General features: G+C 75.8%; 23 protein-coding genes. 20 read left to right on the forward strand and 3 right to left on the reverse strand.

The window, feature by feature from the left end:
* Positions 1-11 precede the first annotated feature (11 nt).
* The 10 genes from ABD160_RS32085 (at position 12) to ABD160_RS32130 (ending at position 10,150) form a co-directional block, all read left to right on the forward strand.
* Positions 12-998, forward strand: a complete 987-nt coding sequence (locus tag ABD160_RS32085; protein ID WP_344030106.1) for a COX15/CtaA family protein — start codon at positions 12-14, stop codon at positions 996-998.
* A 107-nt stretch (positions 999-1,105) separates the two neighbouring features.
* Complete coding sequence (locus ABD160_RS32090; RefSeq protein WP_344030109.1) at positions 1,106-2,140, forward strand: LolA family protein; 1,035 nt, start codon at positions 1,106-1,108, stop codon at positions 2,138-2,140.
* Between the two features lie 10 nt (positions 2,141-2,150).
* Positions 2,151-3,089, forward strand: coding sequence for an ABC transporter ATP-binding protein (locus ABD160_RS32095; RefSeq protein WP_344030112.1), 939 nt, complete (start codon positions 2,151-2,153; stop codon positions 3,087-3,089).
* Positions 3,086-3,940, forward strand: a complete 855-nt coding sequence (locus tag ABD160_RS32100) for an ABC transporter permease (RefSeq protein ID WP_344030115.1) — start codon at positions 3,086-3,088, stop codon at positions 3,938-3,940. Before ABD160_RS32095 ends, ABD160_RS32100 begins: the two co-directional genes overlap by 4 nt.
* Before the next feature lie 49 nt (positions 3,941-3,989).
* On the forward strand, positions 3,990-4,964 hold the full coding sequence (locus ABD160_RS32105; protein WP_344030118.1) for a quinone oxidoreductase family protein: 975 nt from the start codon (positions 3,990-3,992) through the stop codon (positions 4,962-4,964).
* Between the two features lie 49 nt (positions 4,965-5,013).
* Positions 5,014-7,059 carry a S9 family peptidase gene (locus tag ABD160_RS32110; RefSeq protein ID WP_344030121.1) on the forward strand — a complete coding sequence of 682 codons (2,046 nt, stop codon included), beginning with the start codon at positions 5,014-5,016 and terminating at the stop codon, positions 7,057-7,059.
* Positions 7,056-7,889: a PaaX family transcriptional regulator C-terminal domain-containing protein gene (locus ABD160_RS32115; protein WP_344030123.1), complete on the forward strand. Its 834-nt coding sequence runs from the start codon at positions 7,056-7,058 to the stop codon at positions 7,887-7,889. Before ABD160_RS32110 ends, ABD160_RS32115 begins: the two co-directional genes overlap by 4 nt.
* A gap of 79 nt (positions 7,890-7,968) precedes the next feature.
* Positions 7,969-8,883, forward strand: a complete 915-nt coding sequence (locus ABD160_RS32120) for a redoxin domain-containing protein (protein ID WP_344030126.1) — start codon at positions 7,969-7,971, stop codon at positions 8,881-8,883.
* A complete protein-coding gene (locus ABD160_RS32125) occupies positions 8,880-9,824 on the forward strand; it encodes a thioredoxin family protein (RefSeq protein ID WP_344030128.1) in 945 nt (314 codons plus the stop codon). The genes ABD160_RS32120 and ABD160_RS32125 overlap by 4 nt, the downstream gene beginning before the upstream one ends.
* Positions 9,821-10,150, forward strand: coding sequence for a DF family (seleno)protein (locus ABD160_RS32130; RefSeq protein WP_344030130.1), 330 nt, complete (start codon positions 9,821-9,823; stop codon positions 10,148-10,150). Before ABD160_RS32125 ends, ABD160_RS32130 begins: the two co-directional genes overlap by 4 nt.
* A gap of 15 nt (positions 10,151-10,165) precedes the next feature.
* Here the strand turns inward: ABD160_RS32130 and ABD160_RS32135 are convergent, their stop codons facing one another.
* Both ABD160_RS32135 and ABD160_RS32140 read right to left on the reverse strand, forming a co-directional pair.
* A complete protein-coding gene (locus ABD160_RS32135) occupies positions 10,166-11,053 on the reverse strand; it encodes an ABC transporter substrate-binding protein (RefSeq protein WP_344030132.1) in 888 nt (295 codons plus the stop codon).
* Entirely contained in the window at positions 11,050-11,982 is a 933-nt protein-coding gene (locus ABD160_RS32140; protein ID WP_344030181.1) for a ferredoxin family protein, read from the reverse strand. The genes ABD160_RS32135 and ABD160_RS32140 overlap by 4 nt, the downstream gene beginning before the upstream one ends.
* Before the next feature lie 55 nt (positions 11,983-12,037).
* Here ABD160_RS32140 and ABD160_RS32145 point away from each other — a divergent pair, with 55 nt between their 5' ends.
* Positions 12,038-12,841 (forward strand): helix-turn-helix domain-containing protein, encoded by an 804-nt coding sequence (locus ABD160_RS32145; protein WP_344030135.1) that lies wholly within the window; start codon positions 12,038-12,040, stop codon positions 12,839-12,841.
* On the opposite strand, the gene ABD160_RS32150 is transcribed toward ABD160_RS32145, so the two are convergent.
* A complete protein-coding gene (locus ABD160_RS32150) occupies positions 12,838-13,728 on the reverse strand; it encodes a heme o synthase (RefSeq protein ID WP_344030184.1) in 891 nt (296 codons plus the stop codon). The two genes, ABD160_RS32145 and ABD160_RS32150, sit on opposite strands and share 4 nt — an antisense overlap.
* Before the next feature lie 498 nt (positions 13,729-14,226).
* Between ABD160_RS32150 and tkt the strand changes: the two genes are divergently transcribed.
* The 9 genes from tkt to ABD160_RS32195 all read left to right on the forward strand — a co-directional run.
* Positions 14,227-16,353 (forward strand): transketolase, encoded by a 2,127-nt coding sequence (tkt, locus tag ABD160_RS32155; RefSeq protein ID WP_344030138.1) that lies wholly within the window; start codon positions 14,227-14,229, stop codon positions 16,351-16,353.
* A 28-nt stretch (positions 16,354-16,381) separates the two neighbouring features.
* Positions 16,382-17,491 (forward strand): transaldolase, encoded by a 1,110-nt coding sequence (gene tal, locus ABD160_RS32160; protein WP_344030141.1) that lies wholly within the window; start codon positions 16,382-16,384, stop codon positions 17,489-17,491.
* 3 nt (positions 17,492-17,494) lie between these two features.
* On the forward strand, positions 17,495-19,165 hold the full coding sequence (locus ABD160_RS32165; protein WP_344030144.1) for a hypothetical protein: 1,671 nt from the start codon (positions 17,495-17,497) through the stop codon (positions 19,163-19,165).
* A 50-nt stretch (positions 19,166-19,215) separates the two neighbouring features.
* The gene (zwf, locus tag ABD160_RS32170; protein WP_344030147.1) at positions 19,216-20,760 is read left to right on the forward strand and encodes a glucose-6-phosphate dehydrogenase; all 1,545 of its coding nucleotides are present in this window, start codon (positions 19,216-19,218) and stop codon (positions 20,758-20,760) included.
* Positions 20,761-20,947: 187 nt separating this feature from the next.
* Positions 20,948-21,892 carry a glucose-6-phosphate dehydrogenase assembly protein OpcA gene (gene opcA / locus ABD160_RS32175; protein WP_344030149.1) on the forward strand — a complete coding sequence of 315 codons (945 nt, stop codon included), beginning with the start codon at positions 20,948-20,950 and terminating at the stop codon, positions 21,890-21,892.
* Between the two features lies 1 nt (position 21,893).
* Positions 21,894-22,703 carry a 6-phosphogluconolactonase gene (gene pgl / locus ABD160_RS32180; RefSeq protein WP_425563700.1) on the forward strand — a complete coding sequence of 270 codons (810 nt, stop codon included), beginning with the start codon at positions 21,894-21,896 and terminating at the stop codon, positions 22,701-22,703.
* 96 nt (positions 22,704-22,799) lie between these two features.
* Positions 22,800-24,005, forward strand: a complete 1,206-nt coding sequence (purT, locus tag ABD160_RS32185) for a formate-dependent phosphoribosylglycinamide formyltransferase (RefSeq protein WP_344030153.1) — start codon at positions 22,800-22,802, stop codon at positions 24,003-24,005.
* A 73-nt stretch (positions 24,006-24,078) separates the two neighbouring features.
* Entirely contained in the window at positions 24,079-24,552 is a 474-nt protein-coding gene (locus ABD160_RS32190; RefSeq protein WP_344030155.1) for a VOC family protein, read from the forward strand.
* 45 nt (positions 24,553-24,597) lie between these two features.
* Positions 24,598-25,810 (forward strand): patatin-like phospholipase family protein (locus ABD160_RS32195; protein ID WP_344030157.1); only part of this gene is annotated, 1,213 nt, incomplete at its 3' end.

Raw genomic sequence — 25,810 nt, forward strand, 5'->3', positions numbered from 1 at the left:
GTGTGTCCAGCGTGACCGGTCTCCTCCGCCGTGTGCCGTCCACCCCGCCGGTGCTGATGCGCCGGCTGTCGATCGCGAACCTGGTCGCCCAGATCGGGATCGGGGTGACCGGCTCGGTCGTGCGGGTCACCGGTTCCGGGCTGGGCTGCTCGACCTGGCCGCAGTGCGAGCCGGGCAGCATGGTGCCGGTCTCGCACGCCGAGATCGCGCCGCTGCACATGTGGATCGAGTTCGGGAACCGGCTGCTCGGCATCCTCGTGGTGCTCACCGCCGGGGCGACCCTGCTCGCGGCGCTCTGCACCCGGCCGCGCCGGCGCCGGCTGACCGCGCTCGCGCTGGCCATGCCGATCGGCGTCGTCGCCCAGGCGGTGATCGGCGGGATCACCGTGCTCGCCGGGCTGGCCTGGTGGACGGTGATGCTGCACTTCCTCGCGTCCATGGTGCTGGTCTGGTTCGCGGTGCTGCTGGTCACCGCCACCACCGAGGACGACGGCCCGGTCACGTTCACCGTCCCCGCCGCCGGTCGCGGCCTGGTGCTGTTCTCCACCGCGGTGCTCGCCGTGCTGCTGGTCGCCGGCACCCTGGTCACCGCGGCCGGTCCGCACGGCGGCGACCCGGACACCCCGCGGCTGGCCGTCGACATCCCGCTGCTCACCCAGATCCACGTCGACGCGCTGTTCCTCTACCTCGGCGTCCTGGTCGGCATCGGCTTCCTGTTCCGCGCGGTCGGTGCGCCGGCCGCGCTGAACCGGCGGTACGCGACGCTGATCGCCGTCGTGCTCGCCCAGGGGGTGCTCGGCAGCGTCCAGTACGCGCTCGGGGTGCCGGAGCTGCTGGTGTCGCTGCACGTGCTGGGTGCCGGTCTGGTCACCGCGGCCGCGGCCTGGATGTGGGCCGGCACGGCCACCCGCCCGGCGCCGCCCGCCCCGCTCCCGCGCACCGCGGATCCCGCCCCCGGCGGCCGCCCGCTCGCCGGGGCCTCGGCCGACGCGCCCTGACCCGTCCCGGCCGCGCGCCGCTGCGCGCTGCGCACCGGTCCGGCACGGGCCCTGCACGGCCCTGCACGGCCCTGCACGATGCTCCCGTCGTACGGCACCCTGGTGACATGACGTCCGATCCCCCGGCCGATCCCCCGGGCCGCCGGCTGCGCCGCGGCGGGATCGCCGCCGCGCTCACCGCGGCGGTGGCCGTCGCGCTCACCGCGGGCCTGGTCACCGCCCGCGCCGCGGCCGCGCCCGAGCTGCCGCCGGTGACCGCCGAGGAGCTGGTCGCCTCCGTCATCGGGGCGGAGCCGGTCGCGCTCGCCGCGACCGTCTCGGTCGACAACCGGCTCGGCCTGCCCGCGCTGCCCGGCGCCGGATCGGACCTGCTCGCCGAGGGCACCTCGACCGCCCGGGTCTGGTCGGACGGCGCGGGCGGCGGCCGGGTGGCGCTGCCCCGTCCGGACAGCGAGCGCACCTACGTCCGCGGCGGCGGCACGACCTGGGTCTACGACTCCGCCGACCGGGTCGCCACCCGGATCCCGGCGCACGCCGACCGCCCGGAGCGCGCCGGGACCGATCCGCAGGCCGCCGCCCGGGAGATCGTGGCGGCGCTGCGCGACACCAGCACCGTCGCCGTCGACGGCACCACCGAGATCGCCGGCCGCCCGGCCTACACCCTCGTCCTCACCCCGCAGCCGGGCGAGCGGACGGTGCTGCGCGAGGTGCGGGCGGCGGTCGACGCGCAGACCCGCACCCCGCTGGAGCTGACCGTGCTCGGCGCGGGCACCGATCCGGTGCTCCGGATCGGCGTCGACGAGATCGGGTTCGGCCCGCAGGATCCGGCGCTGTTCACCTTCACCCCGCCACCCGGCGCGCAGATCGAGGACGCGCCACCGCCCGCCCCGGCCCCGGCACCGCCCGAGGGTGCCGCACCGGCGGTCGTCGGCGACGGCTGGGACACCGTCGTCGTGTGGACGGGCCCGCTGCCGGAGGACGCGAGCGCCACGATCGCCGGGATCGGCACCCCGGTGTCCGGGCCGTGGGGCACCGGCCACCAGGTCACCACGAACGCGGGCTCCGCGATCGTCACCGACGACGGCCGGTTCGCCGCCGGGGCGGTCGGCACCGACGTCCTCGGCGCCGCGCTCGACCGGTGAGCGGCGGTCGATGAGCGCGGTCCCGTCCCCCGCCCCGGACGGGCCCGCCGCCCGGGTCCGGGAGCTGCGCAAGGTGTTCGGCCGGGTCACCGCGGTGGACGGCGTCGATCTCGACGTGCCCGCCGGGTCGGTGTTCGGCATGCTCGGCCCGAACGGCTCGGGCAAGACCACGCTGATCCGGATGCTGCTCGGCCTCACCCGGCCCACCTCGGGCACCGTGCAGCTGCTCGGCCGCCCGGTGCCCGGCGGGCTGCCCGCCGCGCTGCCCGACGTCGGCGCGCTCGTCGAGGGGCCCGGGTTCCATCCGTTCCTGTCCGGCCGGGAGAACCTGCGCCGGGTCGCGGCGCTCGAACCGCGGCTGACCGGCCCGGCGATCCGGCCCGCGGTGGACGCCGCGCTGGAGCGGGTCGGGCTCGCCGGGGCGGCCGGGCGCCGCTACCGCGGCTACTCGCTGGGCATGAAGCAGCGGCTCGGGCTGGCCGCCGCACTGGTGGTGCCGCGCCGGCTGGTCGTGCTCGACGAACCGACCAACGGGCTCGACCCGGCGGGCACCCGGGAGATCCGGGCGGTGGTCGCCGACCTGCGGCGCTCCGGGGTCACCGTGCTGCTGTCCTCGCACCTGCTGTCGGAGGTGGAGGCGGTGTGCACGCACGTCGCCGTGCTCAAGCGGGGCGCGCTGGTCGCCTCCGGCGAGCTGCACCGGCTGCTCGACGCGGTCGCCGGCGGCTGGGAGATCGGCACCACCGACGTCGGCGGCGCGCTGCGGGTGCTGCGCGGGGCCGGGGCGAGCGCGCGGGCCGACGACGGCGGGGTGGTCGTCGACGACGGGCCGCCGGCGCCGGAGCTGTTCGCAGCGCTGGTGCGGGCCGAGGTCCCGGTGCACGGGCTGCGCAGGCAGCGCCCCGACCTGGAGACGCTGTTCACCCGGATCACCGAGGGGGACGGGTGAGCGGCGCGGTGCCGGTCCGCCCGGTCCCCTGGTCGCGGCTGCTCGGCGCCGAGCTGCGCTGGGTGCTGCGGCGGCCCCGGACGCTGGTCGGGCTGGGCCTGTTCGCGCTGGTCCCGGTGCTGATGGCGGTCGGCATCGCGCTGTCCGACGGCCCGTCGCGCAGCCTGCTGTCCCAGGTGACGGGCAACGGGCTGACCCTGCCGGTGGCCGCGCTGTCGGCGCTGCTCACGCTGCTGCTGCCGCTCGCCGTGGCGGTCGCCGCGGCCGACGCGATCGCCGGCGAGTCGCAGCACGGCACCCTGCGCGGGCTGCTGCTCGCCCCGGTCGGGCGGCTGCGGCTGGTCGTCATGAAGGCGTTCGGGGTGCTGGTGGTGGCGGTGCTGGCGGTCGCCGCGGTCGTCGTGTCCGGCACGGTCGCCGGCTGGGTGCTGATCGGGCCGCCGGTGGTGCCGCTCGTCGCGGGTGACGGGGGTGCGCTGGTCAGCCTGTCCGGATCGGTGCTGCCGCTCTCCGACGCCGCCCAGCGGATCGGGCTCGCCGCGCTGTGGACGCTGGGCCAGCTGGCCGCGATCGGCGCCGTCGCGCTCGCCGTGTCGGCCTGCACCGAGCATCCGCTGGTGGTGCTGTCGTCGGTGCTGGGCGGGCTGATCCTGACCGGGGTGCTCGCCGCGATCCCGGCGCTGGAGCCGCTGCGCCCCTACCTGATCACCACCGGCTGGGACGCCGTCGCCGACGTGCTGCGCGATCCGCTGCCCTACCGCGGGCTGGCCGCGAGCACCCTGGTCGCACTCGGCCACCTGCTGGTGGGGGCGGTGGTGCTGACCGTGCGGATGCGGCGCCGGGACGCCTGAGGGCATGATCGTCGGCAGCCACCGACCACGACGACGAGGAGGAGTGCGCATGCGAGCGGTACGGGTGACCAGGGCCGGCGGACCGGACGTGCTGGAGGTCGCCGACGTCGAGCCGCCGGCTCCCGGACCGGGTGAGGTGCTGGTCGAGGTGGGCGCCGCCGGCGTCAACTACATCGACACCTACCAGCGTGAGGGCATCTACCCGATCGAGACCCCGTACGTGCCCGGCCTGGAGGGCAGCGGCCGGGTGACCGCGCTCGGCGAGGGCGTCGAGGGGGTCGCGGTGGGCGACCGGATCGCCTGGGCGGAGACGCTGGGCAGCTACGCCGAGCAGACCGTCGTCCCGTGGGCGAAGGCCGTGCCGGTGCCGGAGTCGATCGCCGACGACGTCGCGGTCGGGGCGCTGCTGCAGGGCATGACCGCGCACTTCCTGGTCAACGACTGCCGCCCGCTGACCGGTGGCGAGACGGTGCTGGTGCACGCCGCCGCCGGCGGGGTCGGGCTGTTGCTCACCCAGCTGGCGACCGCCAAGGGCGCCCGGGTGATCGCGACGACGTCCAGCGCGGAGAAGGCCGAGCTGGCCCGCGGCGCCGGTGCCGCCGAGGTGATCGACTACACCCGGGTGGACGATCTCGCCGCCGAGGTCCGCGGGCTGACCGGCGGGACCGGCGTCGACGTCGTGTTCGACAGCGTCGGCCGGACCACCTTCGACGCGAGCCTGGCCGCGCTGCGCAGGCGCGGCACGCTGGTGCTCTACGGCGCCGCGTCCGGCCCGGTCCCGCCGGTCGACCCGCAGCGGCTCAACTCGGGCGGCTCGCTGCACCTGACCCGGCCGAAGCTGTTCGACTACGTCGAGACCACCGAGATCCTGCGGGCCCGGGCGGCCGCCGTCTACGCCGAGGTCGCGGCCGGCCGGCTGGACGTGCGGATCGGGCACCGCTACCCGCTCACCGAGGCCAGGACCGCGCACGAGGACCTGCAGGGGCGGCGCACCACCGGGAAACTCCTGCTGCTGCCCTCCTGATCGGCGGATCGGCCGGGAGCGGGGGCACCCGGGATGCTATGAACCGGGGGTGCCGACGGACGACGCCCCGAAGACCCCGTTCCACGATCTCGACGCCTACGTCGCGCTGCCCCGCCTCGGCGGGCTGGCGCTCTCGCCCGACGGCTCCCGGCTGGTGACCGGCGTCGCCGAGCTGGAGTCCGACGCGACCCGCTACCGGACGGCGCTGTGGGAGGTCGACCCGGACGGCGGGACACCCGCCCGGCGGCTGACCCGGGGCGCCGCCGGCGAGTCGGGTCCGGTGTTCACCCCGGCCGGTGACCTGCTGTTCCGGTCGTCGCGCCCGGACCTGGACGCCGGCCAGGAGACCGATCCGGCCACCGCGCTGTGGCTGCTCCCGGCCGGCGGTGGCGAGGCCCGCCAGATCGGCGGCCGGCCGGGCGGGATCGCCGACGTCGCGGTCGCCACCGGCGCCGGGACCCTGGTGGCGTCGTCGCCGACGCTGCCCGGCGCGGTGACCGCGGCCGACGACGAGCAGCGGCGGTCGGCCCGCTCCGACGCGAAGGTCACCGCGATCCTGCACACCGGCTACCCGGTGCGGCACTGGGACCACGATCTCGGCCCGGCCGGGAACCGGCTGCTGGTGGCCCCGGCGGACGGCGACGGGCCCGGCGAGTCCGGCTGGACCGATCTCACCCCGGCGCCGGGCCGGGCGCTCGACGAGACCGCGTTCGACGTCTCCCCGGACGGCTCGACCGTCGTCACCGGCTGGCACCGGGCGCACGGCCACGGCAGCTGGCGGCCCGGGATCGTCGCGATCGACACCGTCACCGGCGAGCACCGCGATCTGCTGTCCGACGACGGCCACGAGTACGGCGACCCGCGGATCAGCCCGGACGGCCGGACGGTCGTCGTGCGGCGGGAGCGGGTCTCCACCCCGCAGGTGGCGCCGCGCACCGATCTGGTGCTGGTGCCGCTGGCCGGTGGCGCGGCCCGCCCGGTCGCCGAGGGCTGGGACCGCTGGCCGACCTCGGTGCGCTGGACCGCGGACTCGTCGGCGCTGATCGTCACCGCCGACGACGGCGGCCGCGGCCCGCTGTTCCGGATCGACCTGGCGCCCGGCGCCGACACGGTGACCCGGCTGACCGGCGACCACGGCTGCTACACCGATCCCTGCCCGTCGCCGGACGGCCGCTGGGTGTACGCGCTGCGCAACGCCGTCGACGCGGCACCCGCGCCGGTCCGGGTGGACGCGACCGCCCGCGACGGCGCACCGGTGCAGCTGCGCGGCCCGGTGCCCGCGGTGCAGCTGCCCGGCGGGCTCACCGAGGTGGAGACGACCGCACCGGACGGCACCCGGCTGCGCAGCTGGCTGGTGCTGCCCGACGGCGCCGGGCCGGACCGGCCGGCGCCGCTGCTGCTGTGGATCCACGGCGGCCCGCTGGCCAGCTGGAACGCCTGGGCGTGGCGGTGGAACCCGTGGCTGCTCGCCGCCCGCGGCTACGCGGTGCTGCTGCCCGATCCGGCGCTGTCCACCGGCTACGGGCAGGACTTCGTGCAGCGCGGCTGGGGCCGGTGGGGCGGGCCGCCCTACGAGGACCTGATGACCGCCACCGACGCCGCGCTGGCCCGCCCGGACGTCGACGACACCCGGGTCGCCGTGATGGGCGGCTCGTTCGGCGGGTACATGGCGAACTGGATCGCCGGGCACACCGACCGGTTCGCCGCGATCGTCACGCACGCCAGCCTGTGGGCGCTCGACCAGTTCGGCCCGACCACCGACCACGCCGAGTACTGGCTGACCGAGATGACGCCGGAGATGGCGGAGGCGAACAGCCCGCACCGGCACGCGGACGCGATCGTCACCCCGATGCTGGTGATCCACGGCGACAAGGACTACCGGGTGCCGATCGGCGAGGGCCTGCGGCTGTGGTGGGACCTGGTGTCCCGGCAGCCGGATCCGGCGGCGAACCCGCACCGGTTCCTGTACTTCCCGGACGAGAACCACTGGGTGCTCTCGCCGAACCACTCGATCCTCTGGTACCGCACGGTGTACGCGTTCCTCGGCGAGCACGTGCTCGGCGAGCCGTGGGAGACGCCCGAGCTGCTGCGGTGAACGGCCGGGCACGCGGGGAGCAGCCGGGCCGGGCCGGATCGGCGGTGGCCGCGCTGGTCGACGTGCTGATCGAGTACGTCGCCCCCGGCGACGGGACCGTGTGGCACGCGACGCTGGTGGACGTGCTGGGCACCCTCGGCCACTCCCCCGCCGCGGTCCGGCAGGCGGTGTCGCGCACCGTGCGCGAGGGCGGGCTCACCACCGCGCGGCACGGCAGGCACTCGCAGGTCCGCATCACCCCGCAGCTGCGGGAGACCCTGCTGCAGGGCTCCGTCGATCTCGCCCCGGACGCCCCGGGCGGGCCCGGTGACGGCTCCTGGGACGTGGTCGTCGTCGGCCCGCACGCCGACCGGCGGGCCCGGGACCGCTCGCGCTCGGCGCTGCTGCTGGCCGGCTGGGGCCGGCTCGGCGACGGCGTGTGGCTCGCGCCGCGCAGCCGCTACCTGGATCTGGTGCTGGCCGCGCTGGAGTCCGAGGGGGCCGCCGTCACCGCGCTGCGCTCGCAGATCGTGCACCCGGACGCAGCGGCGGTGGTCGCCGGGGCCTGGGATCTCGACGCGGTCGCCCGGCACTACGACGCGCTGCTCGCCGGGTTCGCCGATCGCACCGCGGACGGGCCGGCCGGCTGCTTCGCCGCCTGGACCGCGCTGAGCCGGGCCTGGCGGGACTGCGCGCTGGCCGATCCGGGACTGCCGGAGGACGCGCTGCCCGCGGACTGGCCCCGGGAGCGGGCCCGGGAGCTGGTGCTGCGGTGCCGGTCGGCGTGGCGGCCGGCCGCGCACGGCCACTTCGCCGACCGGGCCCGCCGGACCGGCCCCGGGGACGGCTGACCGGCTGCATCACCGTCATGTGACACGTTAAGCGTCTAACGACTATCCTGATGTCACACCAGCGACATCGGGAGCGCCCATGACCACCCTCGCCGACGCACCGTCCGCGGTCCGCCACTGGATCTCCGCCGAACGGTCCCCGGAGGCGGCCGGCGGCCGCCGCGACCTGCTCGCCGACACCGCCGTCCTGGAGTTCGGCGCGCACCGCGTGCAGGGCGCGGATCCGGTGCTGGAACGGATCGGCCTGATGATCCCGCCGGGCTGGCTGGGCGACGCGGAGTGGAGCCTGGTCTCCGCCACCGGCGCGGAGGCCACCGTCCGGGCGACCGGCCCGGCCGGCGCCCCGCTGCCCAGCCCGGGCGGCCCGATGAGCGCCTTCGACATCCGGTTCGTGCTCGACGACGACGGCCGGATCGCGCTCATCGCGCCGCAGCCGCACCATCCCGAGCCGCCCGGGCTGGCCGCCGCGCCGGAGCCCGGCGACGTCGCACCCGGGCTGGTCCTGCCCAGCACCGACGGGACCGAGACGGTCCTGGACCCGGCCGCCGCGACGGCCACCGTGGTCGTCTTCACCTGCAACCACTGCCCGTGGGCGCTCGGCTGGCACGACCGGCTGCAGCAGGTCGCCCGGGACACCGCCGCGCGCGGCGTCCGCTTCCTGCAGGTCAACGCGAACGACCCGGCGGTCAACCCGCGCGACGGGCTCGACGTCTCCCGGGAGCGGGTCGCCGCAGGCGAGTTCGCCGGCCCCTACCTGGTCGACGCCGACCAGTCGGTCGCCCGCAGCTGGGGCGCCCGCAACACCCCCGACGTCGTCGTCCTCGATCCGGCGGGCGTCGTCGCCTACCACGGCGCCCCGGACGCCGACGCCACCGATCCGGCGCTCGACGCGGCCTGGCTGCGCGCCGCGATCGACGCCGTGCTCGACGGCCGCACCCCCGATCCCGCCCGCACCCCGGTCGTCGGGTGCTCGATCAACTGGAGCCGTCCGTGACCGCACCCGCCGCCGCACCCGAGGCCGTCCGCGGCTGGATCGACGCCGACACCGCCGCCGACCCGGCCGCCGCCCGCCGTCCGCTGCTCGCACCGGAGGTGGTGTTCGAGTTCCCGCCCACCCCCTCGGTCGGGCCGGACGCGGTGCTCGCCCAGTCCTCGATGGTGATGCCGCCCGGCTGGCTCGGCGACGACGTCGAGTGGGCCCTCCCCGAGCCCGGCGCCGATCCGGTCGTGCTGCGCGCCACCGGCCCGGGCGGCGGCCCGGTGCACGTGCGGGTGCCCGGGCTACCGGTGCCGCCGGAGCCGATGGCCGCGATGGACCTGCTGTTCTCCCTCGACGGCACGGGCCGGATCGCCCGCATCACCGGCCGGGCACACCACGTGCACCCGCAGGGCACCGCCCGCGCGCTGCGACCCGGCGACCCGGCGCCCGGCTTCGTGCTGCCCGACGTGCACGGCACGCCGGTCCCGCTGCGCAGCGGCACCTCCGCCGGGCCCGCCACCGTGGTGATCTTCACCTGCAACCACTGCCCCTACTCGCTGGGCTGGCACGACCGGCTGCAGCAGGTCGCCCGGGACCACGCGGACCGTGGCGTGCGGTTCCTGCAGATCAACGCGAACGACCCGGCCGCGGGCACCGTGCTCGACGGCGTCGAGCGCTCCCGGGAACGGGTCGCCGCGGGCGAGTTCGCCGGGCCCTACCTGGTCGACGCCGACCAGTCGGTCGCCCGCAGCTGGGGCGCCCGGTACACCCCGGAGGTGTTCGTGCTCGACGCCGCCGGCACCGTCGCGTACCACGGCGCGCCGGACGCCGACGTCGGCGAACCGGACCTGGCCGCGGACCTGCTGCGCGACGCGCTCGCCGCGGTGCTCGACGGCCGCGCCCCCGACCGGCCGGAGACCGACGTCCTCGGCTGCTCGATCAAGTGGTCGTCGTGAACGGCGCACCGGTGGTGGAGCTGCTGTGGTGGCCGGGCTGCCCGTCGCACCCGCGGGCGCTGGAGCTGCTGGGCGCGGAGATGACCGCGCTCGGCCTCGATCCGGCGACCGTAGAGTCCCGCCCGGTGCTCACCGACGACGAGGCGGCCCGGGAACACTTCACCGGCTCACCGACGATCCGGGTGGACGGCGCCGACATCGATCCGCCACCGGACACCACGCCGCCCGCGCTGACCTGCCGCCTCTACCTGCTCCCGGACGGCCGCCCCAGCCCGCTGCCGGACCGCGGCCGGATCCGGGAGGCGCTGGCCCGCGCGGTGTCGTGAACGCCGGCCGGCCGGTCAGCCGCCGGCGGCACGGGTCGCGTCGTCCAGGACGTGCGCGGCGGAGAAGTACCCGCGGTGCACCCACGTCCCACGGTCGACGACGTGCGCCCGCCCCTGCACGACGGCGTCCAGCCGGCTCCAGAGCGGGTCCCGCCGGGCTTCGGCGTCGTCCTCCCCCTCCATCACCCGGACCATCAGGAAGAGCGTGTCCCCGGCGACCGCGGCGAGCTGCTCCCGGCTGACGTCGAGGTAGCCGTCGGCGTTCCACTGCGCGCCCGCGGGCGCGTCCGTCATGGCCGCCCCGGCCTCGCGGAGCAGCGAGCCGGCGAACGAGTCCGGCCCGTAGGAGCGCACCCGGTCGCTGTCGACCTGCAGCACCGAGCAGGTCCCGGGGAGCGCGGCGAGCACCTCCCGGGCGGCGTCGACCCGCCCGGCGTGCTCGGACTCCACAGCGGGCAGCGCCCCGGTGCCGTCCAGCGCCCCGGCGACCGCGGCGACGTACTCCTTCCAGCGCCCGGCGGGCTGCGGGAGGGTGATCTCGACGGTGCGGGCGACCCGGCGCAGGCCCTCCACCTCGTTGCCCTCCCCGGCCTGGGTCAGGATCAGGTCCGGCCGGGCCGCGACCACCCGCTCGACATCGACACCGAGCATCCCGTTCATCAGCTCGATCCGATCGGCGCGGCCGTCCAGATGCGCCGGCGGGTCGGTGCCGACGACCGCGGCGAGCACCGGCACCGTGCCGACCGCGAGCGCCGCGTCGAGCAGCGCCGGGACCATCGTCACCACCCGCGGGCCGCCGCCGTCGGCCGGTGGCAACGGTGCCCGGGTGCCGCACGCACCGAGCAGGACGGACGCGCCGAGCGCCCCCAGCACCGTCCGCCGGGGAACCGCGGGCCCCCTCACCGGGCCGCTCCGCCGGCCAGGGCGGGCACGATCGTGACCGCGCGTGGATCGGGCCTGCCCCACTCCCCCGCCGTGCACGACGTCAGCCGCTCCGCCGACGGCGCCGGGCGGACCCGCACGGTGTCCGTGCCACCCGGATGCCGGACCGGCACGATCACACCGTCACCGTCACCGGAACCGGGGCCGGGGCGCACCGCCAGCGGGGTGACGTCGTCGATCCCGGTCAGTCCCCGCGCGTCGCGGACCGCGTGCTCGGCCACCTGCTGCTCGGGCAGATCGCAGGAACGGCCCCGCAGGTGCCGCAGCGAGAGCAGGCCGTCGTCGAAGGACCGGGCGAGCGCACCGGCGTCCGCAGGGTCGACGTGGCCGTAGTAGACCCCGTGCGGCAGACACACCATCGCCGGGGCGAACCGGTCGCCGCCGAGATGGGTCGACTCCCACACGCGTCCACCGGCGGCCAGCGCGCGGGCCACCGGACGGCCGAACACGGCGCAGCAGGCGTCCTTGCGGCCGTGCGTGCAGACCAGGAACCGGGGCCGGGCGACCCGCCGACCGAGACCCGGGGGCACCGGGGACAGCGTCACCGCGGGATCGAGGCCGGCGAGCTCGTCCAGGCCCGTCACCCGCAGCTCCTCCAGCCACTCCCCGGCGCGCCCGGAGTGGGCGAGCTGCACCCGGAACGGGCCCTGCTCCCGGGACCGGCCGGGCTCGCGGACCAGCACCACGCGGACACCCGCCGCCTCGCAGCGCGCCTCGATCGCCACCCCCGGACCGGCACCGGCCCGGTCCAGCCCGCCGTCGCCCCAGGCGCCCCGGTGCTCCACCAGCAGCCATCCCCGGGTGACCGCGGCGGTGCCGCGCAACGGTTCGCGGAGCCGGCGCGAGATGGCCGCGCAGGCCGGTGGAGCGGTCGGGAGGTCCGTGATCATCACGCTCGACACGGTAGGAGTGTGGGCAGCCTTGCCTGTGCTCATAATCGGACACATGTTGTCCCGTTCCCGATACCGGTGCCTGACCGTCGGCGTGCACGTCAAGGCGGAGCGACCGGACCGTCCCGGGGACCGGGTGTGGACACGGCCGGTGGACCCGCTGCCCGGCCCGGTCCGGGTGCGCGAGCACCAGCACCCGTGCCACGAGCTGATCTGGGGCACCACCGGCCCGCGCACGGTGGAGGTCGACCGCGACATGTGGGTCGTCCCGGTCGGGGCCGGCATCTGGATCCCGGCCGGCACCCCGCACCGCGGGGTGATCTCGGGGAGCACCGGCTACCGGTGCACCTTCGTCGAGCCCGGGCCGTCGGTCCCGCTGCGCGGGCACGCACTCGTCCGGCTCGGCCCGGCGTGGACCGGCCTGATCTCCCACCTCGGGCGCACCGATCTGACACCGCAGGCCCGGCGGCGCGCGGAGGAGGTCGCGCTGGACTCGGTCGAACCGGCCGACGGCGGGCCGCCGGACCTGCCGATGCCGGCGGACCCGCGGCTGTGCGAGGTCGCCAGGGCGATCGTCGAGGCCCCGCAGGAGACGCACGGTGCCGAGCAGTGGAGCAGGCGGATCGGCTGGAGCAGCCGCACCCTGCTGCGCCGGTTCCGGGCCGAGACCGGGCTCAGCTACGTGCAGTGGCGGACGCACGCCAGGATCCGGGCCGGTGTCCGGATCCTGGCGGGCGGCGCGAACGTCACCGAGACCGCGCACGCCGTCGGCTACCGGACGACGAGCGCCTTCGTCCGCGCGTTCCGCGAGACCACCGGCCGGACGCCGGGCCGGTACAGCGGGACCGGGAGCTCCTAGAACAGGACCGGCAGGCCCAGCGCCGCGTCCACGGCGATCGCCGCGAACAGCACGCACAGGTAGATGTTCGACAGGTGGAACAGCGGCATCGGCGACACCTCGCCGCCCGCGCGGACCTGGGCGTGCAGCCGGTGCGCCCGGAACACGAAGTACGCCCCGCCGAGCAGCGCGACCGCCAGGTACACCCAGGAGGTCACCGGCAGCAGCAGCAGGCTCCAGGCCACCATCACCCAGCTGTAGACGACGATCCGCACCGAGACCGCGGGCGCCGGCGCGACCACCGGCAGCATCGGCACCCCGGCCGCGGCGTAGTCCTCGCGGTAGCGCATCGCCAGCGCCCAGAAGTGCGGCGGCGTCCAGAAGAAGATCACGCCGAACATCACCAGCGCCGGCCACTCGACGGTGCCGGTCACCGCGGCCCAGCCGATCACCACCGGCATGCAGCCTGCGGCGCCGCCCCAGACGATGTTCTGCGCGGTCCGCCGCTTCAGGACCAGCGTGTAGACCAGCACGTAGAACGCGATCGCGGCCAGCGACAGCGCCGCGGCCAACCAGTTCGTGGTGAACCCGAGCCACACCGAGCTGGCGGCGGCGAGCACCAGGCCGAAGACCAGCGCGTTGCGGGTGGGCACCTGCCCCCGCGCCAGCGGGCGGCGCGCGGTGCGCTGCATCTTCTTGTCGATGTCGGCGTCGACGACGCAGTTCAGCGCGTGCGCCGCCGCAGCGGCCATCGCCCCGCCGACCAGGGTGGCCACGATCAGCCAGAGCGAGGGGATCCCGCGCTGGGCGAGGAACATCGCGGGCACCGTGACCACGAGCAGCTGCTCGATGATCCGCGTCTTGGTCAGGCCCAGGTAGGCCAGCACGGTGGCCCGGATCCGGGCCACCCGTCCGGTGGGGGCGGCGGCCGGGGCCTCGGCTCCCGGGCGGTCCGCGGCGGGCGCGACGATCCGGTCCTGCGGGACGGGCTCGACGGTCCGGCTCGGCCGCGACGCGGGTGCGCTCACCTGTTCGTACCTCGCTCGGCTCGGTGTTCGGGCTGGGCTCTAGAGCCGAGGTGCTCGCGGTAGCAGGGCGCCACGTTCTACAGCGCGTCGATGCTAACCGGTGGCATGCCGTGCGGGGCGCCGGGGTACACCCGTGTCGGGTGACCGGGCCCGGTGCCGCGACGGTCGGCAAACCCGCAGGCCCGGCGTCCGCAGTAGGGTGTGCCGGGCCGGGGGTGGCGACGATGCCACCGGGTGATCCGGGTCGCAGTGCACCGGGCCCGAACGGGGCCGGCACGCGGCGGCGTCCTCCGACGGCGTCGCCGGACGCGCTCCCCCGCCGACCAGCCGCCCACGGCAGCACCGTCAGATGCCGACGCGAGTACAGGAGCCACCGCCTTGTCCGAGACCGCCACGTCCCCCCACGCCGGGGACAGCGCCGTCGCCGCGCTCACCCGCGCGCACGTGCCCGACGACTGGACCGACCTGGACCGCAAGGCCGTGGACACCATCCGGGTCCTGGCCGCGGACGCGGTCCAGAAGTGCGGCAGTGGTCACCCGGGCACCGCGATGAGCCTGGCCCCGCTGGCCTACACCCTGTTCCAGCGCGTGATGCAGCACGACCCGGCCGATCCCGAGTGGCTCGGCCGGGACCGGTTCGTGCTCTCCGCCGGGCACTCCAGCCTCACCCTCTACATCCAGCTCTACCTGGCCGGCTACGGCCTGGAGCGGGAGGACCTCGAGCAGCTCCGGCAGTGGGGCTCGCTCACCCCGGGGCACCCGGAGTACGGGCACACCCGCGGGGTCGAGATGACCACCGGCCCGCTCGGCCAGGGCCTGTCGTCGGCGGTCGGGATGGCGATCGCCGCCCGCCGCGAGCGCGGCCTGTTCGACCCGGACGCCCCCGAGGGCGCCAGCCCGTTCGACCACCAGATCTACGTGATCGCCTCGGACGGCGACATCGAGGAGGGCGTCACCTCGGAGGCGTCCTCGCTGGCCGGCCGGCAGGAGCTCGGCAACCTCACGGTGATCTACGACGCCAACGAGATCTCGATCGAGGACGACACCAACATCGCCCTCAACGAGGACACCGCCAAGCGGTACGAGTCCTACGGCTGGCACGTGCAGGTCGTCGAGGGCGGCGAGAACGTCAGCGGCATCCTGGCCGCGCTGGAGGCCGCGAAGGCGGAGACCTCCCGGCCGTCGTTCATCGTGCTCCGCACGGTCATCGGCTACCCGTCGCCGAACAAGATGAACACCGGCGCCGCACACGGCTCCGCGCTCGGCGACGACGAGGTCCGGGCCGTCAAGGAGGTCCTCGGGTTCGACCCGGACAAGGAGTTCGACGTCGACGAGGCGGTGCTCGCGCACACCCGCTCGGTCGGCGAGCGCTCCCGCGCCGCGCACGACACCTGGCAGGGCACCTTCGACGAGTGGGCGCAGCGCGAGCCGGAGCGCAAGCAGCTGCTGGACCGGCTGCTGGCGAAGCGGCTCCCGGAGGGCTGGGCCGACGTCCTGCCGCACTGGGACACCGATGAGAAGGGCCTGGCCACCCGCAAGGCGTCCGGTGCCGTGCTGGCCGCGGTCGCCGACGTCCTGCCGGAGCTGTGGGGCGGCTCGGCCGACCTGGCGGAGTCGAACAACACCTCGATGAAGGGCGCCGACTCGTTCGGCCCGAAGTCGGCCACCACCAGCACCTGGAACGCCCAGCCCTACGGCCGCACGCTGCACTTCGGTGTCCGCGAGCACGCCATGGGCGCGGTGCTGAACGGCATCGCGCTGCACGGCCCGACCCGCGCCTACGGCGGCACCTTCCTGGTCTTCTCCGACTACATGCGGCCCGCCGTCCGGCTCGCCGCGCTGATGAAGACCAACCCGCTGTACGTGTGGACGCACGACTCGATCGGCCTCGGCGAGGACGGGCCGACCCACCAGCCGATCGAGCACCTCGCGGCGCTGCGGGCGATCCCGGGCCTGTCGGTCGTGCGGCCCGGCGACGCGAACGAGACCGCCTACGCGTGGAAGGCCGCCCTGGAGCGGCCGTCCGACGGCCCGATCGGGTTCGCGCTGACCCGGCAGAACGTGCCGACGCTGAGCGGCACCTCCGCCGAGGGCGTCGCCCGCGGCGGCTACGTGCTGGAGGAGGCGTCGTCCGGCGTCCCGCAGGTTGTGATCATCGCCACCGGGTCGGAGCTGCACCTCGCGGTCGCCGCGCGGAAGATCCTGGAGGCCGACGGCGTCGGAACCCGTGTGGTCTCCATGCCGTGTGTCGAGTGGTTCACCGCGCAGGACGCCGGGTACCGCGAGTCGGTCCTGCCGCCTGCGGTGCGGGCCCGCGTCTCGGTCGAGGCGGGCATCGCGATGCCGTGGCGGGACTACGTCGGCGACGCCGGCCGCTCGGTCTCGATCGAGCACTTCGGTGCCAGCGCCGACCAGGCCACCCTGTTCGAGAAGTTCGGCTTCACCGGCGAGACCGTCGCCGCCGCCGCGCGGGACTCGCTCGCCGCGGTGGAGAAGTCGTCCTGAGCCACTCCTGAGCCACAAGGAGACAACCATGAGCAACGATCGTCTCGCCGCGCTCTCCGCGGCGGGTGTGTCCATCTGGCTCGACGACCTGTCCCGGGAGCGGCTGACCAGCGGGAACCTCGCGGAGCTGATCGAGGACAAGCACGTCGTCGGGGTCACCACCAATCCGACGATCTTCGCGGGCGCGCTGTCCGACGGCGCCGCCTACGACGAGCAGGTCCGCGAGCTCGCGGCCCGCGGCGCGGACGTCGACTCGGCGATCCGCGAGATCACCGTCGCCGACGTGCAGCAGGCCTGCGACGTGTTCTCCGGGGTCTGGGAGCGCACCGGCGGCGTCGACGGACGGGTCTCGCTCGAGGTCGACCCGCGCCTGGCGCACGACACCGAGAAGACCGTCGCCCAGGCGCTGGACCTGTGGAAGGCGGTCGACCGGCCGAACCTGCTGGTGAAGATCCCGGCGACCGAGGCGGGCCTGCCCGCGATCACCCGGGCCACCGCGGAGGGGATCAGCGTCAACGTCACGCTGATCTTCTCGGTGGAGCGGTACAAGGCCGTCATGGACGCGTACCTGACCGGGCTGGAGCAGGCCGTCGGGAACGGCCAGGACCTGGCCTCGATCCACTCGGTGGGCTCGTTCTTCGTGTCCCGGGTGGACTCCGAGATCGACGGCAGGCTGGAGGCGGCCGGCGGCGACGAGGCGCTGGCGCTGCGCGGGAAGGCGGCGGTCGCGAACTCCCGGCTGGCCTACGCGGCCTACCGGGACGCGTTCTCCGGCGCCCGCTGGGACGCGCTCGCGGCGAAGGGCGCGCACGCGCAGCGTCCGCTGTGGGCGTCCACCGGGGTGAAGAACCCGGACTACCCGGACACCCTCTACGTCTCCGAGCTGGTGGTGGACAACACCGTCAACACGATGCCGGAGAAGACCCTGGAGGCGTTCGCCGACCACGGTGAGGTCGACGGCGACAAGGTGACCGACACCGCCGGTGCCGCGCAGCAGGTCTTCACCGACCTGGAGGGCGTCGGCATCGACCTCGACGACGTCTACCTCGTCCTGGAGAACGAGGGCGTGGACAAGTTCGAGAAGTCGTGGACCGAGCTGCAGGACACGGTCCGCTCGCAGCTCGACGCCGCCAGGTAGCCGGTGGCCGACACGCCCGGCGGCGACGGGGCCGATCTCGGCTCCGCCGCCGCCGGCGGTTCCGTACCGGCACCGGCCGCCCCGGTCCGGGTGGTGCTGGCCGGGGAGCCGTTCTCGACCGCGGCCCGCCGGATCGCCGGCGACCTGGCGGAGGAGACGGTCGCGTCCCGGGTGGCCGACGGCGATCCGAGTGTGTGGCCGGCCGTGCCCGGCTCCGGCACCGGCTGGACCGGGCTGGCCCGGGCGTCCCGCCCGCTGACCGGGCAGATCGCGGCGCTGCGCGAGCGGTTCGCGGTCCTCGGCGCGCACCGGGTGCTGCTGGTCGGCACGCCGGACGCGGTCGCGGTGGCCCGGCTGGTCGCCGCGGGCTCCCCGGACACCACCCGGCTGACCGCGCTGGACTCCGCCGATCCGGTGCAGGTCGCCGAGGCGCTGTCCCGGGAGCCTGCGGAGACGGTGCTCGTGGTCGCCGATCCGGCCGGTGACGATCCGGTGGTCGGCGCCGTCCGGCACGCGGTGGTGTCGGTGCTCGCCGACGAGATCGGCGCGGACGCCCTCACCGGCCGCACCGTGCACCTCACCGAACCCGGTTCGCCGCTGGACACGCCCGGCGCCGGCGTCACGGTGGTGACCCTGGACGCGGACGTCCCGGCCCGGTTCGGCGCGCTGGGCCCGCTCGGGCTGGTCCCGGCCGGTCTGGCCGGTGCCGACGTCGCCGGGCTGCTGGCGACGGCCGTCCCGGCGGCCGCCACGCTCGGCGAGGACGACCCGGAGAACCCGGCACTGCTGCTCGCCGGGGCGCTCGCCGCGGCCGGCGGTTCGGTGCTGGCGCTGCGCGACGACGACCGCTCGCCCGCGCTGACCGCGTGGCTCGCGCCGCTGCTCACCGCGGCCGGGCTGGCCGCCGTCCCGACCGGTCCCGACGCGCCCGTCCCGGCCCCGCAGGTCGCCGATCCGGCCGCGCCGCCGCCGGTGGTCGACGTGCACGCCGACGGCACCGGCCCGGCGCCCTCGCCCGGGCGCGGGGCGGTCCGCACCGACGCCCCGCCCGGCGCCACGATCGTGCTGTGGCAGGTCGCGGCGGCGCTGGCGGCGCGGGCGCGGCGGACCGACCCGTTCGCGCCGGGCCTGCCCGCCCCCGATCCGGGCGAGCCGGAGGACCCGCCGGCGTTCGTCGACGGCGGGATCGCGGTGCACGCCGACGGCTGGCTGCCGTCCGGTGTGGACACCGTCGCCGGTGCGCTGGACGCGCTGGCCGCGGTCGCGGACGACGGCGGTCACCTGGCGGTGTCCGCCTGGCTGGATCCGGAGTCCGACGCGTCGGTCGCGGTGCTGCGCGGCCCGCTCGCGGGGCGGACCGGGCTGCCGGTCGCGTTCGGCTGGGCCCCGGGCTGCCGCAGCGGCGACACCGGCGGGCCGGACCGGGCGGTGCACTGCCACCTCACCGGCGGCGGGCTCGATCCCGACGGATCGGGTGCTGCTCCGGATGACCCGTTCGGCGCGGGTACCGCGCCGGAACCGTCCGGACTGGATAGCCTGCACGCGGCACAGGCCCGAGCGGTCGTCCGCGAGCAGCGCAGCCGGGGGCGCCCCGTACTGCGGCTGCACCTGACCGACCGGCTGACCGGCCTCGTCACGCTCGCCCGTGCCGTCGAGACCCGGCCGGACCACTGATCCCGACCAGCCCGGCGACCAGCCGTCGAGTACCCACATCAGGAGGGGCGATGCCCACCGCGAACGGCGGCCGTACCAACCCGCTGCGCGATCCCCGCGACAAGCGCCTCCCCCGGATCGCCGGCCCCTGCGGCCTGGTGATCTTCGGGGTGACCGGGGACCTGTCCCGCAAGAAGCTGATGCCCGCGATCTACGACCTGGCGAACCGCGGCCTGCTCCCGCCGGGTTTCGCGCTCACCGGGTTCGCCCGGCGGGACTGGGACACCGAGGACTTCGGGCGGGTCGTGCACGACGCGGTCCGCCAGCACGCGCGCACCCCGTTCCGGCAGGAGGTCTGGGACCGCCTCGCCGAGGGGCTGCGGTTCGTGCAGGGTTCCTTCGACGACGACGCCGCGTTCGACGAGCTCGAACGCACCGTCCGCGAGCTGGACGAGAAGCGCGGCACCGGCGGCAACCACGCGTTCTACCTGTCGATCCCGCCGAGCGCGTTCCCGGTGGTGTGCAAGCAGCTGGCCCGCTCCGGGCTGTCCGCGCAGGAGGACCCGGACGTGTGGCGCCGGGTGGTGATCGAGAAGCCGTTCGGGCACGACCTGGCGTCGGCCAAGGAGCTGAACGCGATCGTCAACGAGGTGTTCCCCGAGGACTCGGTCTTCCGGATCGACCACTACCTCGGCAAGGAGACCGTGCAGAACGTGCTGGCGCTGCGCTTCGCCAACCAGCTGTTCGAGCCGATCTGGAACGCCAACTACGTCGACCACGTGCAGATCACGATGGCCGAGGACATCGGGCTGGGCGGGCGCGCCGGCTACTACGACGGGATCGGCGCGGCCCGCGACGTCATCCAGAACCACCTGCTGCAGCTGCTCGCCTTCACCGCGATGGAGGAGCCGACGTCGTTCTCGTCGGACGAGCTGCGGGCCGAGAAGATCAAGGTGCTGAAGGCGGTCAAGCTGGCGCTGCCGCTGGAGGAGACCACCGCCCGCGGCCAGTACGAGGGCGGCTGGCAGGGCGGCGAGCAGGTGCCGGGGCTGAAGGAGGAGGAGGGCTTCGATCCGAGGTCCACCACCGAGACGTTCGCCGCGATCACCTACGAGGTGGAGAACCGGCGCTGGGCCGGGGTGCCGTTCTACCTGCGCACCGGCAAGCGGCTGGGCCGCCGGGTCACCGAGATCGCGGTGGTGTTCAAGCGCGCGCCGCACCTGCCGTTCGACGCCACGATGACCGAGGAGCTCGGGCAGAACGCCCTGGTGATCCGGGTGCAGCCGGACGAGGGGGTGACGATGCGGTTCGGCTCGAAGGTGCCGGGCAACCAGATGGAGGTCCGCGACGTCACGATGGACTTCGGCTACGGCAACGCCTTCACCGAGTCGTCCCCGGAGGCCTACGAGCGGCTGATCCTGGACGTGCTGCTCGGCGAGCCGTCGCTGTTCCCGGTGAACGAGGAGGTCGAGCGGTCCTGGGAGATCCTCGACCCGGTGATCGAGTTCTGGGCGGACTCCGCGGAGGGGCCGGACGGCTACCCGGCCGGGTCCTGGGGCCCGGACTCGTCGGCGGAGATGCTGGCGCGGACCGGCCGACACTGGCGCCGGCCGTGAGCCCGCGAACGGCCGCATCAGCACAGCCCGTGAGCCCGCGAACAGCCGCATCAGCACAGCCCGTGAGCCCGCGAACGACCGCATCAGCACAGCCCGTGAGCCCGCGAACAGCCGCATCAGCACAGCCCGTGAGCCCGCGAACGGCCGCATCGGCACAGCCCGTCTCCCACCCACGAGGGGTCTCGTCATGATCATCGATCTGCCGTCGAGCAACACCTCGGCGGTGAACCGCAAGCTCGTCGAGCTGCGCGAGTCCGGCGGGGTGTTCGCGCTCGGCCGGGTGCTCACGCTGGTCGTCGTGACCGACGACGGGCCGAGCCTGGAGCGGGCGGTCGACGCCGCGAACTCGGCGAGCCGGGAGCACCCGTGCCGGGTGATCGTGCTGGCCCGCGGCCAGCGCCGGGCGGCGGCCCGGCTGGACGCCCAGATCCGGGTCGGCGGCGACGCCGGCGCGAGCGAGGTGATCGTGCTGCGCGGCTACGGCGCGCTGGCCGCGGAGGACGCGGGCGCCGGCATGGTGATGCCGCTGCTGCTGCCCGACGCGCCGGTGGTGGCGTGGTGGCCGGGTGAGGCGCCGGCCAGCCCGTCGGAGGACGCGGTGGGCAGGCTGGCCCAGCGCCGGATCACCGACGCGCTGTCGTCGAAGAACCCGACGAAGGCGTTCGAGCAGCGCCGCCGGGACCACGCGCCCGGGGACACCGACCTGACCTGGACCCGGCTGACGCACTGGCGGGCGCAGCTGGCGGCGGCGCTGGACGTCCCGCCGCACGACGAGGTGACGGGTGCGGTGGTCGCCGGGGAGGCGGTGTCGCCGTCGACCGAGCTGATGGCGGGCTGGCTGGCGTCGGCGCTCGGGGTGAAGGTGAAGCGGTCCCCGTCGGCGCAGGAGAACGGCCTGTCGCTGATCCGGCTGAACCGGCCGTCGGGTGACGTGGAGCTGGCCCGGCCGGACGGCCGCACCGCCCGGCTGACCCAGCCCGGCCAGCCGGAGCGGCTGATCGCGCTGGCCCGCCGCGAGGTGTCGGACTGCCTGGCCGAGGAGCTGCGCCGGCTCGATCCGGACGAGGTGTACCAGGAAGCCCTGGCCGGTGTGTCCCTGGTGACGCGCGGCCGAACCCCCGTGAAGGTCTGAGATGCCGGCAGGTGCGAGCGTGTCCCCGAGCGAGAAGATCCAGGTCGTCGTCCATCCGGACGCGGCGGTGCTGGCAGCGGCGACCGCGGCCCGGTTGCTGACGGCGCTGGCCGACGTCCAGTCCCGCGGGACCGTGCCGCGGGTCGTGCTGACCGGCGGCGGGGTCGGCATCCAGCTGTTGCGGGAGGTCGCCGCGTCCCCCGGGCGGGACGCCGTCGACTGGTCGGCGGTGGACGTGTTCTGGGGTGACGAGCGGTTCGTGCCCGCCGACGATCCGGAGCGCAACGAGCTCCAGGCCCGGGAGGCGCTGCTCGACGGGGTGGCGCTGGACCCGGCCCGGGTGCATCCGATGCCGGCCGCGCCGGCCGGTGGCGGTTCGGCCGACGACGCGGTGCGGGCGGCCGCCGACTACGCGCGGCTGCTCGCGGACCTGGCCCGCCCGGAGGAGGACGGCATCCCGGCGTTCGACGTGACGCTGGTCGGCATGGGCGAGGAGGGGCACACGCTGTCGGTGTTCCCGGACTCCCCGGCGGTGCACGAGCAGGCCGCCACCGTCGTCGGGGTGTTCGACTGCCCGAAGCCGCCGCCGACCCGGATCTCGCTGACCCTGGCCGCGGCCCGGCGGTCCCGCGAGGTGTGGGTGGTCGCGGCGGGCGCCGGGAAGGCTCCCGCGGTGGCGGGTGCGCTGACCGGGACCCCGGAGACCGAGCTGCCGGTCGGCGGGGCCCGCGGGACCGAGCGGACCCGCTGGCTGCTCGACGCCGCGGCGGCCGGGAAGCTGCCGGACGGGTTCCTGCCGCGGGTCTCCTGATCCGGCGCGGCTGCCGGCCGCTGGATGAACCGGACGTGTGACCTCGCGCCCGTTCCCTGGCGGCGCGCCGGACGACCCCGGTTAGGGTCCGGAGCCATGCGTATCGGCACCCCGCTCGGCCCGGATCCCACCCGCGTGCTGCTGCTCGGCTCGGGTGAGCTCGGCAAGGAGGTGGCGATCGCCTTCCAGCGGCTCGGTGTCGAGGTCGTCGCCGTCGACCGCTACCCGCACGCCCCCGCGCACCAGGTCGCGCACCGCTGGCACGCGATCGACATGACCGACCCGGTCACCCTGGCGACGCTGATCGAGCAGGAGGCGCCGGACCTGGTCATCCCGGAGATCGAGGCGATCGCGACGAACGCGCTGGTCGAGATCGAGGCCGCCGGGACGACCGTGGTGCCGACGGCGCGGGCGGCGAAGCTGACCATGGACCGGGAGGGCATCCGGCGGCTCGCCGCCGAGGAGCTGGGGCTGCCGACGTCGCCGTACGCGTTCGCCGACACCCTGGACGAGGTCCGGGCGGCGATCGGCCGGGTCGGGCTGCCGTGCGTGCTCAAGCCGGTGATGTCGTCGTCGGGCAAGGGCCAGTCGGTGCTCAAGGACGCCGGCGACGCCGAGGCCGCCTGGGAGCACGCCCGCACCGCCGGCCGGGTGTCGAACCCGCGGGTGATCGTCGAGGGCTTCGTCGAGTTCGACTACGAGATCACCCTGCTCACCGTGCGGCACGCCGGCGGCACCGCGTTCTGCGAGCCGGTCGGGCACCGCCAGGAGAACGGCGACTACGTCGAGTCGTGGCAGCCGCAGCCGATGTCGCCCGCCGCGCTGGCGGCCGCGCAGGACGTCGCCGGCCGGATCACCGAGGCGCTGGGCGGGCGCGGCCTGTTCGGGGTGGAGCTGTTCGTCCGCGGCGACGAGGTGCTGTTCTCCGAGGTCAGCCCGCGGCCGCACGACACCGGCCTGGTCACCCTCGCGACCCAGCGGCTCAGCGAGTTCGAGCTGCACGCGCGCGCCGTGCTCGGGCTGCCGGTGGACACCTCGCTGCGCTCCCCCGGCGCGTCCGCGGTCGTCTACGGCGGGCAGGAGCTGACCGCGCCGGACTACGAGGGCGTCGCCGAGGCGCTCGCCGTCCCGGGCGCCGACCTGCGGCTGTTCGGGAAGCCGACGGCCGGCGAGCGACGCCGGATGGGCGTCGCGGTCGCCGCCGCCGACGACGTCGCCACCGCCCGCGACCGGGCCACCGCGGCGGCCGCGCACGTCCGCCCGGTGCCGCGCGCCGGGGATCCGGGGCCGGCCGGCCGATGAGTTCCCGGGCCGCCCCCGGTCGGTGACGGTACGGGGCGCCGGCGGTCGGCGCCCCCGGCCGAAGGGACGCGCGATGCGGACGATCACACCCTGCCTCTGGTTCGACGGACGGGCCGAGGAGGCCGCCCGGTTCTACACGTCGGTGTTCCCGGACTCCGGCATCGACGAGATCACCCACTACGGCCCCGAGATCCCGGAGCGGGAGGGGCAGGTGCTCACCGTGTCGTTCCGGCTGGGCGGGCAGCAGTACACCGCGCTCGACGGCGGTCCCGAGTTCACCTTCAGCGAGGCGGTCTCGCTGGAGGTGCACTGCGACACCGCCGACGAGGTGGACCACTTCTACGACTCGCTGGTGCAGGGCGGCACGACGCAGCCCTGCGGCTGGCTGAAGGACCGCTTCGGCTTCTCCTGGCAGATCGTGCCGCCGGGCCTGCTGGGCTGGCTGAACGGCCCGGACCCCGACGCCGCGGGGCGCGTCGCGAAGGTCCTCTACGCCACCCACGGCAAGCTGGACACGGCCGCGCTGCGGGCCGCCTACGAGGGGTGACCCGCGGGTAACCTGGCTTCGGGGGCCGAGGCGAGGGGGCGCGTGATGGCGGGACGGACCGGGCTGGTGGTGGCCGGCGCCGGCGCCCGCGGCGCCTACGAGGCGGGGGCGCTCACCGAGCTGCTGCCCCGGCTGGAGCGGGCATGGTCGGCGCCGTCGGTGCTGGTCGGGACGAGTGCCGGGGCGCTCAACGTGGCCGCGCTGGCCGGTCTGGCCGGGACCCGGCCCGACGCCGCGGCGGCGGAGCTGGTCGCCCGCTGGGAGTCGGTGCGGACGGGTGACGTGGTCGCGTTGCCGTCGTCGGCGCTGGAGGCCGGTGTCGCCTACGCCGGGGACCTGCTGGGCGTCCCGTCCGCGCTGCGCCGCGCCGTCGGGCTGCCGGAGCGGGTGACCCGGCTGCTCGACGCGGACCGGCTGCGCCCGGTCGTCGAGCGGGTCGTCGACTGGGACCGGCTGCACCACGCCGTCGCCGGTGGGCTCGTCGACGCCGTCGGGGTCGCCTGCACCGCGGCCGGGACCGGCGGGACGGTCGTGTTCGTCGAGCACGGGCCGGACGTCGCGCTCCCGCCCTACGATCCGGGCCGCGACATCCGCTACGTCGGCACCCGGCTGACCCCGGACCATCTGCTCGCGTCGGCGGCGGTGCCGGTGCTGTTCGCGCCGCGCTGGATCGACGGCCCGGGCGCCGGCTGGTACGTCGACGGCGGGGTCCGGCTGAACACCCCGCTGAAGCCGGCGCTGCGGCTGGGCGCCGACCGGATCGGGGTGGTCGCGACGACGCCGGCGGCGCCGTGCCCGGACGTGGCGCCGCCGCCGGACCGGGTGCCCGACGTGTACGCGGTCGCGGCGCTCGCGCTGCGGATCGTGCTGGGCGCCGGGGTCACCGAGGACCTGCGCACGCTGCGCGCGGTGAACGCCGAGATCGACCGGGGCGCCGACGGCAGGCACGCCCGGATCGGCGCCTGGTTCGCCGGGCCGCCCGCGGACCGGGCCACCGAGCTGGCCGAGCTGGCCGCCGAGATCCGCCGCCGTGAGTACGGCGGGCTGCGGGCGCTGCGCAACCCGCCGCTGCTGGTGCTGGAACGGCTGGTGGGCGGGGCCGTGCCGGACACCGATCTCACGCACGGCGCCGAGCTGCTCAGCTTCCTGTTCTTCGATCCCGCCTTCGCCGCGGCCGCCGCGGACCTCGGGGCGGCGGTCGCCGCCCGGTCGTCGGCACCGGGCACCGGCCGCCCGGCCGCCGCGCGACGGCGGGCCC

The organism is Pseudonocardia kongjuensis (assembly GCF_039526905.1).
Taxonomy (GTDB): domain Bacteria; phylum Actinomycetota; class Actinomycetes; order Mycobacteriales; family Pseudonocardiaceae; genus Pseudonocardia; species Pseudonocardia kongjuensis.